The 16,278-nt window shown below is 71.7% G+C and carries 17 protein-coding genes; 12 read left to right on the top strand and 5 right to left on the bottom strand.

From position 1 onward, the window contains the following. The first annotated feature begins 54 nt into the window (after positions 1–54). Genes AC5L36_RS32700 through gltX form a run of 3 tightly spaced genes read left to right on the top strand, consistent with a single transcriptional unit; the run spans position 55 to position 3,991 of the window. On the top strand, positions 55–1,332 hold the full coding sequence (locus tag AC5L36_RS32700; RefSeq protein ID WP_441222624.1) for a GH1 family beta-glucosidase: 1,278 nt from the start codon (positions 55–57) through the stop codon (positions 1,330–1,332). Next, a complete protein-coding gene (locus tag AC5L36_RS32705) occupies positions 1,329–2,585 on the top strand; it encodes an MFS transporter (protein WP_441222625.1) in 1,257 nt (418 codons plus the stop codon). The genes AC5L36_RS32700 and AC5L36_RS32705 overlap by 4 nt, the downstream gene beginning before the upstream one ends. Then, the gene (gene gltX / locus AC5L36_RS32710; protein ID WP_441222626.1) at positions 2,582–3,991 is read left to right on the top strand and encodes a glutamate--tRNA ligase; all 1,410 of its coding nucleotides are present in this window, start codon (positions 2,582–2,584) and stop codon (positions 3,989–3,991) included. Before AC5L36_RS32705 ends, gltX begins: the two co-directional genes overlap by 4 nt. 86 nt (positions 3,992–4,077) lie before the next feature. Here gltX and AC5L36_RS32715 read toward each other — a convergent pair whose 3' ends face one another. Beyond that, entirely contained in the window at positions 4,078–4,797 is a 720-nt protein-coding gene (locus tag AC5L36_RS32715) for an NYN domain-containing protein (protein WP_441222627.1), read from the bottom strand. A gap of 558 nt (positions 4,798–5,355) precedes the next feature. Between AC5L36_RS32715 and AC5L36_RS32720 the strand changes: the two genes are divergently transcribed. Further along, positions 5,356–5,994: a hypothetical protein gene (locus AC5L36_RS32720; RefSeq protein WP_441222628.1), complete on the top strand. Its 639-nt coding sequence runs from the start codon at positions 5,356–5,358 to the stop codon at positions 5,992–5,994. Between the two features lie 311 nt (positions 5,995–6,305). Here AC5L36_RS32720 and AC5L36_RS32725 read toward each other — a convergent pair whose 3' ends face one another. Genes AC5L36_RS32725 through AC5L36_RS32735 form a run of 3 tightly spaced genes read right to left on the bottom strand, consistent with a single transcriptional unit; the run spans position 6,306 to position 7,892 of the window. Beyond that, on the bottom strand, positions 6,306–6,929 hold the full coding sequence (locus tag AC5L36_RS32725; protein ID WP_441222629.1) for a TetR/AcrR family transcriptional regulator: 624 nt from the start codon (positions 6,927–6,929) through the stop codon (positions 6,306–6,308). Between the two features lie 18 nt (positions 6,930–6,947). After that, entirely contained in the window at positions 6,948–7,292 is a 345-nt protein-coding gene (locus tag AC5L36_RS32730; RefSeq protein WP_441222630.1) for a hypothetical protein, read from the bottom strand. Positions 7,293–7,352: 60 nt separating this feature from the next. Beyond that, on the bottom strand, positions 7,353–7,892 hold the full coding sequence (locus tag AC5L36_RS32735; protein WP_441222631.1) for a hypothetical protein: 540 nt from the start codon (positions 7,890–7,892) through the stop codon (positions 7,353–7,355). Positions 7,893–8,034: 142 nt separating this feature from the next. Here AC5L36_RS32735 and AC5L36_RS32740 point away from each other — a divergent pair, with 142 nt between their 5' ends. Both AC5L36_RS32740 and AC5L36_RS32745 read left to right on the top strand, forming a co-directional pair. Beyond that, positions 8,035–9,186: a sensor histidine kinase gene (locus AC5L36_RS32740; protein WP_441222632.1), complete on the top strand. Its 1,152-nt coding sequence runs from the start codon at positions 8,035–8,037 to the stop codon at positions 9,184–9,186. Further along, positions 9,183–9,839 carry a response regulator gene (locus AC5L36_RS32745; RefSeq protein WP_441222633.1) on the top strand — a complete coding sequence of 219 codons (657 nt, stop codon included), beginning with the start codon at positions 9,183–9,185 and terminating at the stop codon, positions 9,837–9,839. Before AC5L36_RS32740 ends, AC5L36_RS32745 begins: the two co-directional genes overlap by 4 nt. Here AC5L36_RS32745 and AC5L36_RS32750 read toward each other — a convergent pair whose 3' ends face one another. Continuing rightward, the gene (locus AC5L36_RS32750; protein WP_441222634.1) at positions 9,840–10,463 is read right to left on the bottom strand and encodes a phosphatase PAP2 family protein; all 624 of its coding nucleotides are present in this window, start codon (positions 10,461–10,463) and stop codon (positions 9,840–9,842) included. Positions 10,464–10,506: 43 nt separating this feature from the next. Between AC5L36_RS32750 and AC5L36_RS32755 the strand changes: the two genes are divergently transcribed. The 6 genes from AC5L36_RS32755 to AC5L36_RS32780 form a co-directional block, all read left to right on the top strand. Beyond that, complete coding sequence (locus AC5L36_RS32755; RefSeq protein WP_441222635.1) at positions 10,507–11,706, top strand: PucR family transcriptional regulator; 1,200 nt, start codon at positions 10,507–10,509, stop codon at positions 11,704–11,706. Between the two features lie 113 nt (positions 11,707–11,819). Continuing rightward, positions 11,820–12,989: an acyltransferase domain-containing protein gene (locus AC5L36_RS32760; RefSeq protein WP_441222636.1), complete on the top strand. Its 1,170-nt coding sequence runs from the start codon at positions 11,820–11,822 to the stop codon at positions 12,987–12,989. After that, positions 12,989–13,933 carry a beta-ketoacyl-ACP synthase III gene (locus AC5L36_RS32765; protein ID WP_441222637.1) on the top strand — a complete coding sequence of 315 codons (945 nt, stop codon included), beginning with the start codon at positions 12,989–12,991 and terminating at the stop codon, positions 13,931–13,933. The genes AC5L36_RS32760 and AC5L36_RS32765 overlap by 1 nt, the downstream gene beginning before the upstream one ends. 63 nt (positions 13,934–13,996) lie before the next feature. After that, positions 13,997–14,236 (top strand): acyl carrier protein, encoded by a 240-nt coding sequence (locus tag AC5L36_RS32770; protein ID WP_173038887.1) that lies wholly within the window; start codon positions 13,997–13,999, stop codon positions 14,234–14,236. Positions 14,237–14,238: 2 nt separating this feature from the next. After that, positions 14,239–15,462: a beta-ketoacyl-[acyl-carrier-protein] synthase family protein gene (locus tag AC5L36_RS32775; RefSeq protein ID WP_441222638.1), complete on the top strand. Its 1,224-nt coding sequence runs from the start codon at positions 14,239–14,241 to the stop codon at positions 15,460–15,462. Positions 15,463–15,476: 14 nt separating this feature from the next. Next, on the top strand, positions 15,477–16,278 hold an 802-nt coding region (locus AC5L36_RS32780), incomplete at its 3' end, for a carboxyl transferase domain-containing protein (protein ID WP_441222639.1).

The raw sequence follows: 16,278 nt of genomic DNA on the forward strand, positions 1-16,278 counted from the left end.
TTCGCGTTTTCACGCCGTCGCCGCCCCGGCACGGCGGATCCTAGGGAGCGGCGGATGGCCTTCACGTGGGGTGTGTCGACGGCGGCGTACCAGATCGAGGGCGGTGCCGCCGAGGGCGGGCGCGGACCGTCCATTTGGGACGTCTTCTCCCACGAGCCGGGGCGGATCGCCGACGGCAGCACCGGTGACGTGGCGTGCGACCACTTCCATCGGTATCCGGAAGACGTCGACCTCATGGCGGGGCTCGGCATCGACGCGTACCGGTTCTCGATAGCCTGGCCGCGCATCCAGCCCGACGGCACCGGCCCGGCCAACGCGGCAGGGGTCGACTTCTACGACCGCCTCGTCGACGCGCTGCTCGCCAAGGGCATCGACCCGGTCGTCACCCTCTTCCACTGGGACCTGCCGCAGGCGTTGGAAGACAAGGGCGGCTGGCTGAGCCGCGACACAGCCTTCCGGTTCGCCGACTACGCCGGGCTCGTCGCGGACGCGCTCGGCGACCGCGTGCGCATGTGGATCACGCTCAACGAGCCCTTCATCCACATGACCCTCGGGTACGCCACGGGCGAGCACGCGCCCGGCCAGACCCTGCTCTTCGGCGCGCTCCCGGTGGCCCACCACCAGCTGCTCGGCCACGGTCTGGCGGTGGCGACACTGCGCGCACGGGGCGCCGGCGCGGTGACCATCGCCAACAACTACTCCCCCGTCTGGCCGGTGGGTGACGGAGACGCCGAGGCTGCGGCCGCCTACCACGCCTTGCACAACCGCCTCTTCACCGATCCGCTGCTCGGGCGGGGCTATCCGGAGCTGGGGCTGGACCCGTCGGTCGTGCGCGACGGCGACCTCGACACGATCGCCGCACCGCTCGACGCGCTGGGCGTCAACTACTACAACCCCACCTCGGTACGCGCGCCGTCCACTCCGGACAGCCCACTCCCGTTCGAGATAGTGCCGGTCGAGGGGTATCCGACGACGGCGTTCGGCTGGCCGGTCGTGCCCGACGGGCTGCGCCAGCTGCTGGCGTGGCTCAAGGATGAGTACGGCGAGGCGCTCCCGCCGATCCACGTGACCGAGAGCGGCTGCGCGTACGACGGGATCGACGACCCGGAGCGGGTGACCTATCTGGACGGTCACATCGGAGCGGTGCGCGCGGCGATGGCGTCCGGTGTGGACGTTCGCGGCTACTTCGTGTGGTCCCTTCTGGACAACTTCGAGTGGGCCGAGGGATACACCAAGCGCTTCGGCCTCGTGCACGTCGACTACGAGACGCAGGTGCGCACGCCGAAGACCTCGTACGCCTGGTACCGGGACCTCATCAGAGCCTCCCGATGACGACCGGGGTCGAGCTTCCCGCCGCACTCGCCGAGCCGACCACACCGGTGCGGCGGAGCTGGATCGCGCTCGTCTTCAGCGCCAACCTGGGCGTGTGGATGGCGTTCTTCACGCCGATCCAGGTGCTGCTGCCCAACCAGGTGGAGCTGATCGACCCGGCCAACAAGGAGGCGATGTTCGGTTGGGTGACCGCGCTCGGCGCGCTCGCGGCCGTCATCGCCAACCCGCTGGCCGGCGCGCTCTCCGACCGTACGTCCCCGCGGATCGGCAACCGGGACTACGGGCGGCGCCACGTGTGGACGCTCTCCAGCGCGGTCCTCGGTGCGGCGTCGCTCGCGGTCCTCGGGCAGCAGCGCACGATCGTCGGCGTCGCGGTGTGCTGGGTCGCCGCGCAGGTGTGCTTCAACGCGGCGCTTGCGACGCTCACCGCGGCCATCCCCGACCGCGTGCCGGTGGCCCAGCGCGGCGGCGTGTCCGGCTGGGTGGGGATCCCCCAGTCACTCGGCCTCGTCGTGGGCGCGGTGCTGGTCACCGCGATCTTCACGGACAACAAGACCGGCTACTACGCGGTGGCGGTGGCCGTGCTGATCCTGGCGCTGCCGTTCGCCCTCCTCACCCCGGACGACCCGCTGCCCCGCGCGTACCGCCCGCGGGTGCACGTGCTCTCCGGCATGTGGATCAGCCCGCGCCGGTACCCGGACTTCGCCTGGGCCTGGGGCACCCGCTTCCTCGTACAGGTCGGCAACGCGCTCGGCACGCTGTACCTGCTGTACTTCCTCCAGGACGGGGTGAAGTACCACGATCCCGAGGGCGGGCTGCTCGTCCTCATCCTGATCTACACGGCGGGGATGATGGCCACCGCGGTCGTGGCGGGGCGCCTTTCCGACCGCTCCGGCCGGCGCAAGATCTTCGTGATCTGGTCCGGCGTGATCATGGCGGTGGCGGCGATCCTGCTCGCGATCTGGCCGCTGTGGTCGATGGCCATCGTGGCGGCGGTGCTGCTCGGCGCCGGGTACGGCGTCTACCTCGCCGTCGACGCCGCGCTGATCACACAGGTGCTCCCCCGCGCCACCGACCGCGGCAAGGACCTGGGCGTCATCAACATCGCCAACTCCGCGCCGCAGGTGCTCGGGCCGGCCATGTCCGCGCCGATCGTGGTCCACCTCGGCGGCTATCCCACGCTGTACGCGCTCACCGCCGTCGTCACCCTCCTCGGCAGCGTCTTCGTGGTACGGATACGCTCGGTGCCGTGACGGTACGCGTGCGCTTCGCCCCTTCTCCGACCGGTATGTTCCACGTCGGCGGTGCCCGTTCGGCGCTGCAAAACTGGATCTACGCGAAGCAGCACGGCGGGGCCTTCGTCCTGCGGATCGAAGACACCGACGCCGCCCGCAACCGCCCGGAGTGGACCGAGGGGATCCTCACCGCGCTCGACTGGATCGGCATCGCGCGCGGCAGCTACGAGGGCCCGTACTTCCAGTCCGCCAACGCGGGCGAGCACCGCGCCGCCGCCGAAAAGCTGTACGCGGCCGGCCGCGCCTACTACTGCGACTGCACCCGAGAGGACGTGCAGGCCCGCACCGGCTCGCAGTACCAGGGCTACGACGGCTTCTGCCGCGACCGGGGCCTGACCGCCGGGCCCGGGCGCGCGCTGCGCTTCCGCACCCCCGACGAGGGTGAGACCGTGGTGATCGACCTCATCCGCGGCAAGCCCACCTGGGAAAACAAGCTGCTGGAAGACTTCGTCATCGCCCGCGGCGACGGCTCCCCCGTTTTCCTCCTCGCCAACGTCGTCGACGACATGACCCAGGGCATCACCCACGTCATCCGCGCCGAGGAGCACCTGCCCAACACGCCGAAGCAGCAGCTGCTCTGGGACGCGCTGGGCGTGCGGCCGCCGATCTGGGCGCACGTGCCCGTCGTGGTAAACGAAAAGCGCCAGAAGCTTTCGAAGCGGCGCGACAAGGTGGCGCTGGAGGCATACCGCGACGAGGGCTACCTCGCCGACACCATGTGCAACTACCTGATGCTGCTCGGCTGGGCGCCCAGCGGCAACCGGGAGATCGTGCCGTGGTCGGTGATCGAGGAGGAGTTTCGCCTCGAGGAGGTCAACCCGTCGCCCGCGTTCTTCGACGAGAAGAAGCTGCGCGCCTTCAACGGCGAGTACATCCGCGCCCTCGACACGGCCGCCTTCTCGGCCGCCTGCCAGCCCTGGCTCACCGGCACCGAGACGATCCCGCCGCCGCCCTGGCGCCCGGAAGACTTCGACCCGGCCGCCTTCGCCGCGGTGGCGCCACTCGCGCAGACCCGCATCGCGGTGCTGAGCGAGATCGTGCCGAACGTCGACTTCCTTTTTGTGCCGTCACCCGAAATCGACGAGGCCTCCTGGGCGAAGGCGATGAAGGACGGCGCCGCCGACCTCCTGGACGCCGCGGCCGCCGCCTTCGCCGCCCTGCCCTCGTGGGACGCCGAGTCGCTGAAGGCCGCTCTCGAGGCGGTGGGTGCCGAGCGCGGGCTCAAGCTGGGGAAGGCCCAGGCACCGGTGCGGGTGGCGGTCACCGGGCGGAGCGTGGGGCTGCCGCTGTTTGAGTCGCTGGTGGTGCTCGGCAAGGAGCGCACGCTGGCCCGCATAGAGGCCGCCCGCATCCGCCTCCCCTGACCGGAGACAAAGAAAGACCCGGCCCACAAGGGACCGGGTGAGTGATACGAACAGTCTAGCGGGTCGCGCGCGTTGATGCCACCCATTCACCAGCCAATCGGCTTCGCGTAGCCGGCGGCCGGATCGTGCAGTTGGTGGCGAAGGTAGTCCAATGCGTTGAGCCTTCGCCACCAATGATTTCCCACACCGTCGTCCTTCCTGCCAGCCAGGTCGCCGGCGAACAGACCAGAGCGCGGATTGACATGGCCCACCGGCACCCGCCGACGGGCGGTCTGCACCGGTAACCGCAGGTCACTGTCGTTGGAGATCACCACCACACCATCCACACGGTCTTCGAGGACGTCCATCATCAAATGGGTGGCGACGTTGACATCGGTGCCCTTCTCCTCCTGATGGCGATGGGACACCATGAACATGGCTTGTGGATCTGGTGCACCAATCCCGGCAACGATTTTCACGGGCCACTCTGGCCTGACGAGAATCGGCACACCGTTAGGGCCCTTGATAGCGAGTGGGGCGTACTTGACTCTCGCGACATAGTTCCCGTACTCGATGAAGTCGACGCTCTTCGTCGCGACCAGGGCCTTTAGATATCGATCCTGGTCGGCCGCTCCACCCGGGTTGGTGGCCGCGTCGATGCGGGCGGTGCAGTAGACGATGCGGTCGATCGTGGCGCCGGCCCAGCCGCGCTGCGCTGTCACCAGCGACGTGGCCAGCGCACGCAGGTCGAGCCACCGCCAGCCGGGCGTGCTCCGGCCGCAAACCGCGCGCCCGCCGTAGTAGAGGTTGTAACCGTCGATGTACACGCCGACGCGCGTAGGAATCGGGGGCATAGCAGCTGACGCTAGGCGGGAGTGGCAGTTGGTGATGGCCCACCAACGCCCCGTGGACCACCCGCGAGCCGATGATTGGCCGCTATCGTGCTTATCGCGCCCGTCCGCGCCCATCCTCCGGCGGCCCGCCCCAGCCGGTTCGCCGTGCGCGAGCTGCCCCGCCGGCTGGGCCCGCGCCCGCAGCTTCCGCGTACCAAGGCGGCGGCTCGGCTGACCCAGGCGGCGCTGGACCTGGCGACGGAGGCCTCGGCGGCGTCTCGGGGGCGTTCGGCACGCCGGCCTGGCGGTGCGACGAAGGAAAGCAAGCGATCGTGGACGGGTCCCCACGATCAGCCGCCGACGGTTACGATTCGGCGGCCGAATGAATGGGCATGTTGTCTGCCGCTCGGCAATCGCAGATAGTTCGAAAAACCTGGGCTGCGCATGCAACCGCGCGAGGTTTGGCGGAGTCTTTGGTTTAAAGCGGATCGTCGGCCGCACCACGGGGGCGGGACCATCCATCGGGCGGGGAGGTCGGTCATGGTCGCAAGGGTGAGCCGCCGATGGTTCTTGAGCGGCGCGGTGCTGGTCACCGTCGCCGCTCCGTTGCTCGCCCCGTCGCCCGCCCTCGCCGCGCCCCCCAAGCCCGACACCATCACCATCGACGGCGAGGAGCTCGACGAGGCCATCACCGTCCGCGCGAAGGCCGATCCCGAGCTGTTCGAGGCGATGCTCAGCCAGGTCAACTGGCTGTCAAACGCGAAGGGCCTGTCCACCTCACCGAAGGCGGACAAGCTCGGCCGCAAGTACACGGTGGTCGTGCGCGTGGGCGACCAGGCCAAGCAGACCTACGACCTCTACCCGCTCGCGGCCGGCGGCCCCCGGGCCTACCGCCCGGGTAAGCAGCCCGACAAGCGGCGGACGACCAACGCGTGGTTCTACGGCCGGCTCAACATGTCCGAGACCCTGCGGGCGGCCGGCGTCCCGCTTCCGGGAAAGCCCGAGTCGCTGCACGGCGGCATCGGCGGCGGCGAGCGCGTCTTCGACGAAGACACGCTCAACCCCGGCCGCGACATCGACAAGCTGCTGACCGACCTGCGCGAGGTGCTGCTGCTCAACGGCGCGGTGGTGCTCGTCATCACGCTGGGCCTGGCGGGCATATCGCTGCTCGTCCGCCGCCGCGCCCGCTAGCACGTCGCACCCGGCGTTTCGCCGAGCTGGGCGCCGCCGCACGTCCCGCCAGGACCGAGCCCGAGCGCTCGAACGCGAGGGTGAGCCGCGGGAGCAGCGGACCAGACCATGGTCGACTTACGGTGAGTGGCATTGGGTCCAGACCGCTGCTCCCGCGGCCTCACCCGTACGCCGCTTGTCCTCGATCAGGTCTTGCGCCGCGGACCTGGCAGCGGAGGTCGGGGATTTCGGCTCGCCCCGCGAGCCGCCGACCGCCGCGGTCTCCGGCGGGAGCGGCGGTCCGCAGCTGACTCGGACCCGGGCAATACGCACTAACTCTCCACTGTGGAGCCGGCGGCGGCCTCGATCAGGCGGATCAGATCGCGGAGGTCGGCTTCGAATTCGGCGTCCCAGTCGACCTCGTCCTCGAGCCAGCGCGACAGCCGGGCGTGCGCGGGCAGCACGTCGGGGTCGTGGGCCGACTCGGCGCCGCGGCGGCCGGCGGCGAAGCGGCCGTTGACCTCGGACGTGGCGTAGCCCAGCACGAACGTCGACAGCATCCGCTCCAGGCGGGGCACCTCCGGCTCGGGCACGCCGGCGTCGAGCAGTGCGGCGTAGACGAGGTCGACCACGCGCAGCGCGTCCGGCGTGACCGAGGGGCGGACCATGAGCAGCGGGTACGCGCCGGGGTGGGCGCTCGCCAAGGCACGCGCGGCCCGCGCCACCGCCCGCAGCCGCTCCCGCCAGTCGGTGCTGGCTCCAGGCTCCGGGAGCAGGTCGGCGAGCAGCCGGCCGACGAGGCCGTCGAGCAGGTCGTCCTTGGTGCCGACGTACGGGTAGAGCGCCATAGAGCTCAGGCCCAGCCGGCGGGCGACGGCGCGCATCGAGATCGCCCCCAGGCCACGCTCATCGGCCAAGGCTAGTGCTTCGTCCAGAATCTGCTGTTTTGCGCGCACTCGTACAGCGTAAGAGCGTCAGCACCACCGGTCCGGCGGACGCTCCCGCCGGGTCGCGCGGGCCCGCGGGCGCACGGCGCCGTGGCGGTGGGCACCCGCCCACCCCGCGCGGCTCGACCGGCAGACCGCTGGGCCGCGCCGCTCGGGCACGAGGGTGCGCCCCTCGTCGAGCGGCGGATCGTCTGCCGCGCCGTCCGCCGGGGCGCCTTCCACATCGAGAGTGGCCGGCGGCCCCGCCTCCTCGACGGGCTGCGGACCGGCCCCGCACACCCACCGCAGGTGCCTGCCGGGCACACCGTGCTCGCCCAGCAGGTAGTGCTGCTCGCTCTCGGCGCTGCCGTGCTCGGCCTCCCCGTGCGCCATACTTTCTCCTTACTGGCGGCCAACCACCGCCTGCACCAGGCTCCCCCGGTGCCTACTACATCACTCCTTGGGCCGCGCGGGAAATAACGTGGCCCACAGTGGGAAGGCGATCAGCCAGACGACGAGCGCCACGGTGAGCCGCCAGATCCACGCATCCAACTGTTCGGTCCGGCTCCGGTCGTCGACAAGGAGGATGCCGCCCGCCAACAGGCCACACGCGACCGCCCAGCCGGCCAATCCCTTGAACCACTCCCGCCACTCGTAGCGGGCGCGCTCCCACCCGCCCTTCGGCGGCTTCCACGGTGGCGGCCCGCCGGCGAAGCGGTGGGCGAACCGCTGGTCGGCCCAGCGCACCATCGTGTGCCCGAACGCGATGGAGAAGCCGATGTACGCCGCGGCCAGGCCGTGGGTGAAGTTGGCCTCGGTGCCACGCCGCAGGTCGATCACCGTCGCGACCAGCAGCACCACGTCGACCAGGGGCACACACAGCAGGAGTACGCCACCGAGGCGGCGCATCCGCAACATGTACCGCGCGACGAGACCGGCGCCCAGGATCACCCAGAACCCGATCTCGCACGCGGCGATGACCGCAAGAACCATGCCTCCCAGCCTCACCGCGCCGGTCGCCCCGGGCGTCGGCAGCGGTGAGGGATTCCGGGTACATCCTTCGACGGACGCCGCGCCGCGCGGGCTCGTCACGCGGTCGGAGGTCGGGCGGCGAAACGTGTGATGTGATCGGAGCGTGTCCAGGGCTCTGCGGCGGGATCTGACCCTGGCGGGCATCTCGCTCGCCGGCGGCCTGATCATGTTCGCCCTCGGCATCGTGCGTACCTTCCAGCCCGCGCCCGACGCGCCGACCTGGCTCTTCGTGCCGCCGCTCGTGGCCGTCTGCGTGGCGCTGGCCCTGCGCCGCGTCGCCACCCGCACCGGCTTCGCCCTCGGCACGGTCGCGGTCGCCGCGGATCTCGCGCTGGGCAGTTCGCTCGGCACGCTGCTCATCTACACCCAGGTCCTCTACGACACCTGCCTGTACGGCTCGGCCCGCATGTGGCGGATCCTGCTGCGCGTCGGCATCGGGGTGAGCGCCCTGGCCGCCGTCGTCGGGCCGATCCTGGCCGGCTCGTGGCGCGGGCTGGCCCTCGCCGTACCGGCGACGCTGCTCCTCGTCCTCCCCGTGGTGACGGCGATCAGCGTGCGGCAGTACCGCGACCAGGCCGCCGCCGAGCGAGCCCGCGCGGAGCAGACCGCCCGCCTCGTCGAGCTCGACCGCCGCCAGGCGGTCACCGCCGAGCGCACCCGGATGGCCCGCGAGCTGCACGATGTGATCGCCAACCACCTCAGCGCGGCGGCCATCCACGCGACCGCCGCCCTGTCCCTGCACAAGCGCGATCCGGACGCGGTCGAGCAGGCGCTCAAGGTCATCCGGGAAAACAGCGTTCAGGGCCTGGCCGAGATGCGCCAGATGATCGACCTGCTGCGCGAGGGCGCGAGCGACGACGAGCCCATCCGCGCCCGGCTGGCCGAGCTCGACCAGCTCATTGCCCGCGCGCGGGGCGCCGGCCTCACCGTGCGGCTGGAGACCACCGGAGAGCCGCGGCCGCTGCCGGTGGGTGTCGACCTCGCGGCCTACCGGATCGTGCAGGAGTCGCTCACCAACGCGCTCAAGCACGGCACCGGCCGCGCGGACGTGGCGGTCGCGTACCGCACCGGCGTCGTCTCGCTCACCGTCGAAAACCCCATCAACGGCCGATCGGCGGTACCCGGTGCCGGCGCCGGTCTGATCGGCATGCGGGAGCGGGCCGCGCTGCTGCACGGCCACTTCGACGCGGGCGGGGACGGCGTCCGCTGGCGGGTGCACGCGGAGCTGCCGACGGTCGCGGAAGAGGCGGCATGACAATCCGAGTCGTGATCGCGGACGACCAGGACGCGGTGCGCGCCGGCCTCGCGATGATCCTCAACGGCGCGCCGGACCTGGAGGTGGTCGGCCAGGCCGCCGACGGCGCCGAGGCGCTCGCGCTCTGCCGCCGCCTCAGCCCGGACGTGGCCGTGCTCGACGTGCGCATGCCCAGGCTGGACGGCATCTCCGCCACCCGCGAGATCGTCGCCGAAGGATTGGCCGATGTGGTGGTACTAACCACATTCGACCTCGACGAGTACGTCTTCGGCGCCCTCCGCGCCGGCGCGGCCGGTTTCCTGCTCAAGGACACCGACGCGGACGGCCTCGTCGACGCGGTCCGCACGGTCGCCCGCGGCGACGGCATCATCGCGCCGGCCGTGACCCGACGGCTGATCGCGGCGTTCGCCGCCACCGCACCCGGCGCGCCAGCGGCCCTGCGAACTGCGGTGGAAGGGCTGACGCCGCGGGAAAGGGACGTGCTCGCGTGTCTCGGCCGGGGCCTTTCCAACCAGGAAATCGCCGAGCGCTTGGAGATGGCCGAGTCCACGACGAAGACCCACGTCAGCCGGATCCTCACGAAATTGGGGCTACGCAGTCGAGTGCAGGCGGCAATTCTCGCCCAGGATCTTCATTTATCGATCAAGGAATAGTTAATTGTTCCACCGGGAGGTGACCACCGAGGCGGTCAGGGGGACGACCGTCAGGGCGAGGAGCCACCCACCCAGCACATCCATCGGCCAGTGAGCCAGCAGCATCACCCGCGTCCCGCCGACGAAGAGGGCCAGCGCCGCCGCGCCCGCCACCACCAGCGCCCGCCCGCGCCGCGCGAGATGGGGCCACAGCAGCAGCACCGCTACCACGGCCGCCGACGCCGCGTGTGAGGTGTGGCCGCTCGGAAAGCCGTTGCTGTCGACGAAGACGAAGCCGTCCGCCGGCCGTGGACGATGCAGGGCCCAGTGCATCAGGCCCCACAGCACCGGGATGAGCACGGTGACCCAGGCGCACAGGTACGCCTCCCGCCGGTGGCGGCGCACCAGCAGGCCCACCGTAGCGACCACGCCGGCCGCCACGAACGGGACCGTCGCGGCGATGTCCGTGGCCACGCGAAGCACGTCGACCAGGCCCGGATGGTCGGTGCCGAACTCCCGCAGATCCTCACTCAGCGTCACGTCGAGCCGCTCGACCGGGGCCCAATCGCCGACCACGACGGCCATCAGGGCGAGAAACGCCACCAGTGCCACGAGCGGCACGACCAGTGGAGGGCGGGCGATCATCCCGGCCATAGTGGCACGGACACGGGCATGACAGGCTGGAGCCGTGCCCCCGGGGAGTAATGACGGCGCCGCGTTGAGCGAGACCGTACGGCGGATCGAGCGATCTGCCGGCGCCCTCGCGACCGCGAGCGTCTCCCGGATGGACGAGACCCTCCCGTGGTTTCGCGAGCTGCCGGCCGACCAGCGGGCCTGGGTCATGCTCGTCGCCCAGGCGGGCGTGCGTTCGCTGGTCGAGTGGCTGCGCCGGGACGGGCGGCGGCCCACGCAGGATCTGGCCGACGAGATCTTCGACGCGGCGCCCACCGCGCTGGCCCGTTCGATCTCGCTCCAACAGACGGTGGCGCTGGTAAAGGTGACCATCGACGTGGCCGAGGAGCAGGTGGCACACCTGGCCGTGCCGGGTGAGGAGGCCGCCCTCCGCGAGGCCGTGCTGCGGTTCTCCCGCGAGGTGGCATTCTCGGCCGCGCGGGTCTACGCGCGCGCCGCCGAGTCGCGCGGCGCCTGGGACGCGCGGCTCCAGGCCCTGCTGGTCGACGCACTGCTGCGCGGTGACTCCTCGGACGTGCTGGCCAGCCGGGCGGCCGCGCTGGGCTGGGCGGACGCGCCGCCGGTCGCGGTCGCGGTGGGGCGCTCGCCGGGTGGGGAGGCGGCCGCGGTCCTGCATACGGTGTACCGGGCGGCGCGGCGGATCGGCGTGGAGATCATCGGCGGGGTGCACGGCGACCGGCTGGTGCTGGTGCTGGGCGGGGCGAGCGATCCGGTGGCCGCCACCGCCAAGCTGCTGGCCGGTTTCGGCGCCGGCCCGGTCGTGGTCGGACCGGCCGTGGCCACGCTCGACGAGGCGACCGAGTCGGCGCGGGCGGCGCTGGCCGGCTTCCGCGCGGCGCCCGGGTGGCCGGACGCACCGCGGCCCGTGTCCGCCAGCGACCTGCTGCCGGAGCGCGCGCTCGCCGGCGACGTCGAGGCCCGGCGCCGCCTCCGGCAGGATGTCTACGGCAGCCTGGTGCGGGCCAGCGGCGAGCTGCTGGAGACGCTCGACGCGTTCTTCGCGGCGGGTGGTGTTTTGGAGGGCGCGGCGCGGGCACTCTTCGTCCACCCGAATACGGTTCGTTACCGGCTCCGCCGGGTCGCCGACGTCACCGGCCTGTCGCCGCTGACCGCGCGGGACGCGTTCGCGCTGCGGGTGGCGCTCACGATCGGGCGACTGGATCCCCAGGCGCCTGTGACGCAAAGCACAACCTAAACGATCCTTAGGGCACCACCAGCGATCTTTGTAGGGTCTCCACAAAGTCCGTAGTGCGGTTTGGTGCATGCCAACACACACCTGACCCGCGAGTATCAAGGAAAGTCTTAGGCGTGCTCGCCGTACTGTCGCCCGGACAGGGCTCCCAGAAGCCCGGATTCCTGACCCCATGGCTGGAGCTGCCCGGCGCCGAGGCGCGCCTGCGGTGGTGGTCAGCCCTCGCGGGTGTCGATCTCGTGCATCTGGGCACCGAGGCCGGCGCCGACGAGATCAAGGACACCGCGCGCACCCAGCCGCTGCTGGTCGCCGCCGCCCTGCTCGCGGCCGAGCAGCTCCCGCTGTACGACGTGTCGGTCGTCGCCGGCCACAGCGTCGGCGAGCTTGGCGCGGCCGCGCTGGGCGGGGTGCTGTCGCCCGAGGCGGCGATCACGTTCGCCGGTGTGCGTGGCCGCGAGATGGCCGCCGCCTGCGCGCTCGAGCCGACCAGCATGGCCGCCCTGCTCGGCGGCGAGGCCGAGGAGGTCGTGGCCGCGATCGAGGCGCTCGGCCTGCACCCGGCCAACCGCAATGGAGCCGGCCAGATCGTCGCCGCCGGCGCGGTCGACCGGCTGGAAAAGCTGGCCGCCGAGCGGCCCGGCGGTGCCCGCGTGATCACGCTTCAGGTGGCCGGGGCGTTCCACACGCCGTACATGGCGCCGGCCGAGAAAGCGCTCGCCGCGGTGGCCGCCGGCATCACCCCGTCCGACCCGAGCAAGATCGTGCTGTCCAACCTGGACGGCGCGGCCGTCAACCACGGCCGCGAGCTGCTCCAGCGGCTGGTCCGCCAGGTCACCGCGCCGGTGCGCTGGGATCTGTGCATGCGGACGCTCGCCGACCTCGGCGTCACCGCCGTGATCGAGCTCGCGCCGGCCGGCACGCTCGCCGGGCTGGTCAAGCGGGAGCTCGCCGGCAGCGGCGCGCCCGAGATCGTCACCCTCAACACCCCGGACGACCTGCCCAAGGCGCGCGACCTGATCGCCCGCCACGGTGTCGCGCCCGACCACGAGCCAACCCCCCAGTTCCGGGTCGTGGTCTCGGCCAGCGCCGGCACCTTCGAGCCCGCCGCCGGCCTCGCCGAGGGCGACGACATCGCCGCCGGCCAGGTGATCGGCCACGTCGCCACCCGGCAGGGTGCCGTGGAGGTCGCCGCCCACCAGGCCGGCGTGCTGACCGAGTGGCTCGCGCACCACGACGACCCGGTCGCCCCGGGCCAGCCCCTCGCCCGCATCGGAGGACACCTCTAATGGCCGGTACGCGCATCCTGTCGATGGGGCACTACCAGCCCTCGCGGCTCGTCACCAACGACGACCTCGCCGCCATCGTCGACACCAACGACGAGTGGATCCGCGACCGGGTCGGCATCGTGACCCGCCGGATCGCGGAGGGCGAGACGGTCGCCGACATGGCCACCGCCGCGGCCGGCAAGGCGCTCGCCGCCTCCGGGCTCACCGCCGCCGACATCGACATGGTCGTGGTGGCCACGTGTTCCTCGATCGACCGCTGCCCCAACGTGGCCAGCCGGGTCGCCAACAAGCTGGGCATCGCGGCCCCGGCGGCCATGGACGTCAACACCGCGTGCTCCGGCTTCTCGTACGCGCTGGGCACGGCCGACCACGCGATCCGGGCCGGCGCCGCGCGCAACGCGATCGTGATCGGCTCGGAGAAGCTCTCCGACGTCACCGACTGGAGCGACCGTTCCACGTGTGTGCTCTTCGGCGACGCGGCCGGCGCGGCGGTGGTCACGGCGACCGCCGACGGCGAGGAGCCGGGCATCGGGCCGGTCGTGTGGGGCTCGGCGCCGGATCGGGGCGACGTGCTGACGATCGAGGGTTGGCAGCCCTACATCAAGCAGGACGGCCAGATCGTCTTCCGCTGGGCCACCACGATGCTCGCCCCGCTCGCGCGCCAGGCGTGTGAGCGGGCCGGTGTCGCGCTGGAAGACATCGCGGCGTTCGTGCCGCACCAGGCGAACACGCGGATCATCGACGGCATCGTCAAGCGGCTCGGCATCCCCAACGCGGTGATCGCGAAGGACCTCGTCGAGTCGGGTAACACCTCCGCGGCCAGCGTGCCGCTGGCCCTGTCGAAGATGATCGAGCGGCGTGAGGTGCCTTCCGGCGCCCCGGTGCTGCTCTTCGGCTTCGGCGGCGGCCTCACCTACGCCGGACAGGTCATCCGCTGTCCGTAAGCGGCCGACGCCCACAGAAAACAGCACGGCATCAACCCATTGCAGGAGAGGAAACCAATCCCCATGACCCGTGACGAGATCATCGCCGGCCTCGCCGAGATCCTCGAAGAGGTGGCCGGGGTGAACCCGGACGACGTGGCCGAAGAGAAGTCGTTCACCGACGAGCTCGACGTGGACTCGCTCTCGATGGTCGAGGTCGTGGTCGCGGCCGAGGAGAAGTTCGGGGTCAAGATCCCGGACAACGAGGTGCAAAACCTCAAGACCGTGGGTGACGCGGTCTCCTACATCGAGAGCAACGCCTGACCATGCCACACACAGACGTCGTCGTCACCGGGCTCGGCGCGACCACCCCGTTGGGCGGGGACGTCGCGTCCACCTGGGACGCAATGCTTGCCGGCCGCTCCGGGGTGGGTCCGCTCACCCAGGAGTGGGCACAATCCCTACCGGTACGGATCGCGGCGCAGCTCGCCGTCGAGCCGTCCGAAAAGATCGAGCGGGTCAAGCTGCGCCGGCTCGACCGGTCCGAGGCGGTCGCGCTGATCGCCGCGCACGAGGCGTGGGCCGACTCCGGCCTCGCCGACTCCGGGCTCGACACCGAGCGGCTCGCGGTCAGCGTCGGCACCGGCATCGGCGGTGCGATGACGCTGCTCGCCCAAGACGACATCCTGGAGGCCTCCGGCCCCCGCAAGGTGTCGCCGCACACCGTGCCGATGCTGATGCCCAACGGCCCGGCCGCCTGGGTCGGCCTGGAGCTGGGCGCCAAGGCCGGGGTGCACTCGGTCGCCAGCGCCTGCGCCACCGGCGCCGAGGCGATCTCGCTGGGCCTCGACATCATCCGCTCCGGCCGCGCCGACGTGGTGGTGGCCGGCGGCACCGAGGCGGTCGTGCACTCGCTGCCGATCGCCGGGTTCGCCTCGATGCGCGCCATGTCGGTGCGCAACGACGACCCCGAGCGTGCCTCCCGCCCGTGGGACAAGGGCCGCGACGGCTTCGTCCTCGGCGAGGGCGCGGGCGTCGTCGTCCTGGAGCGGGCCGAGCACGCCAAGGCCCGCGGGGCCAAGGTGTACGCGCGCCTCGCCGGCTCCGGCATCACCTCCGACGGGTTCGACATCGTGCAGCCCGACCCGGAGGGCGCCGGCTTCGTGCGGGCCATCCAGAAGGCGCTCGCCGACGCGGACCTGTCCGGCAAGGACGTGGTGCACGTCAACGCGCACGCCACCTCCACGCCGACCGGCGACATGGTCGAGGTCTCCGGCCTCCGCGGCGCGATCGGCGACCACGTGGTGCTGACCTCCACCAAGTCGATGACCGGCCACCTGCTCGGTGCGGCGGGCGCGGTGGAGACCATCGCCACGATCCTGGCCATCCGCGACGGGGTCATCCCGCCGACCATCAACCTCGACGACCCGGAAGACGGCCTGCTCGACGTGGCCGCACACAAGGCCCGGCACCTCGACGTCCCCGTCGCGCTGAACAACTCGTTCGGCTTCGGCGGTCACAACGTCGCGCTGCTCTTCACCCGCCCCTAATGGGAGGAAACGTCGTGACGACCACGTCTGTCAGCGCCGACTCATCCACAGTGGACTATCGCGACCCCGAAGTGCGGCTGCGCGCCCTCTTCGACGCCGGGTCGCTGCGGCTGATGATGCCACGCGACGACTCCGGTGTGCTGTGGGCGCGCGGCGAGATCGACGGCACGCCCGCCGTCGCGTACGCCAGCGACGGCACCAGGATGGGCGGCGCCATGGGCAGCGAGGGCTGCCGACACGTCGTCGACGCGATCGACGAGGCGGTGCGCGAGCGGGTGCCGGTGCTCGGCCTGTGGCACTCCGGCGGCGCCCGGCTGGCCGAGGGCGTGGTCGCTCTCGACGCGGTCGGTCAGGTCTTCGCCGGGATGGTGCGGGCCTCCGGGCGCGTACCGCAGATCTCGGTGGTGCTCGGCCCGGCGGCCGGTGGCGCGGCGTACGGGCCGGCGCTGACCGACATCGTCGTGATGGCGGGCGCGGGCCGGATCTTCGTGACCGGCCCCGAGGTGGTCCGCTCGGTCACCGGCGAGCAGGTAGACATGGAGCGCCTCGGCGGCCCCGAGCCGCACGGGCGTCGCTCCGGCGTGGTGCACGTGACCACGAAGGACGACGACTCGGCGATGGTCGAGGCGCGCAAGCTCGCCCACCTACTCGGCCACCAGGGCCGCCTCTCCCCCGCCGACGTGCCGGTCGGCGACGTCGAGGGGCACGACATGGCGGCCGCGATGCCGGCCGAGGCGAGCCGGGCGTACGACGTGAAGCCGGTCATCAAGGCCCTGCTCGACGGCGAGTCCGTGGAGCTGCACGCGCGCTGGGCGC

It is taken from the genome of Phytohabitans sp. LZ39, from assembly GCF_059359075.1.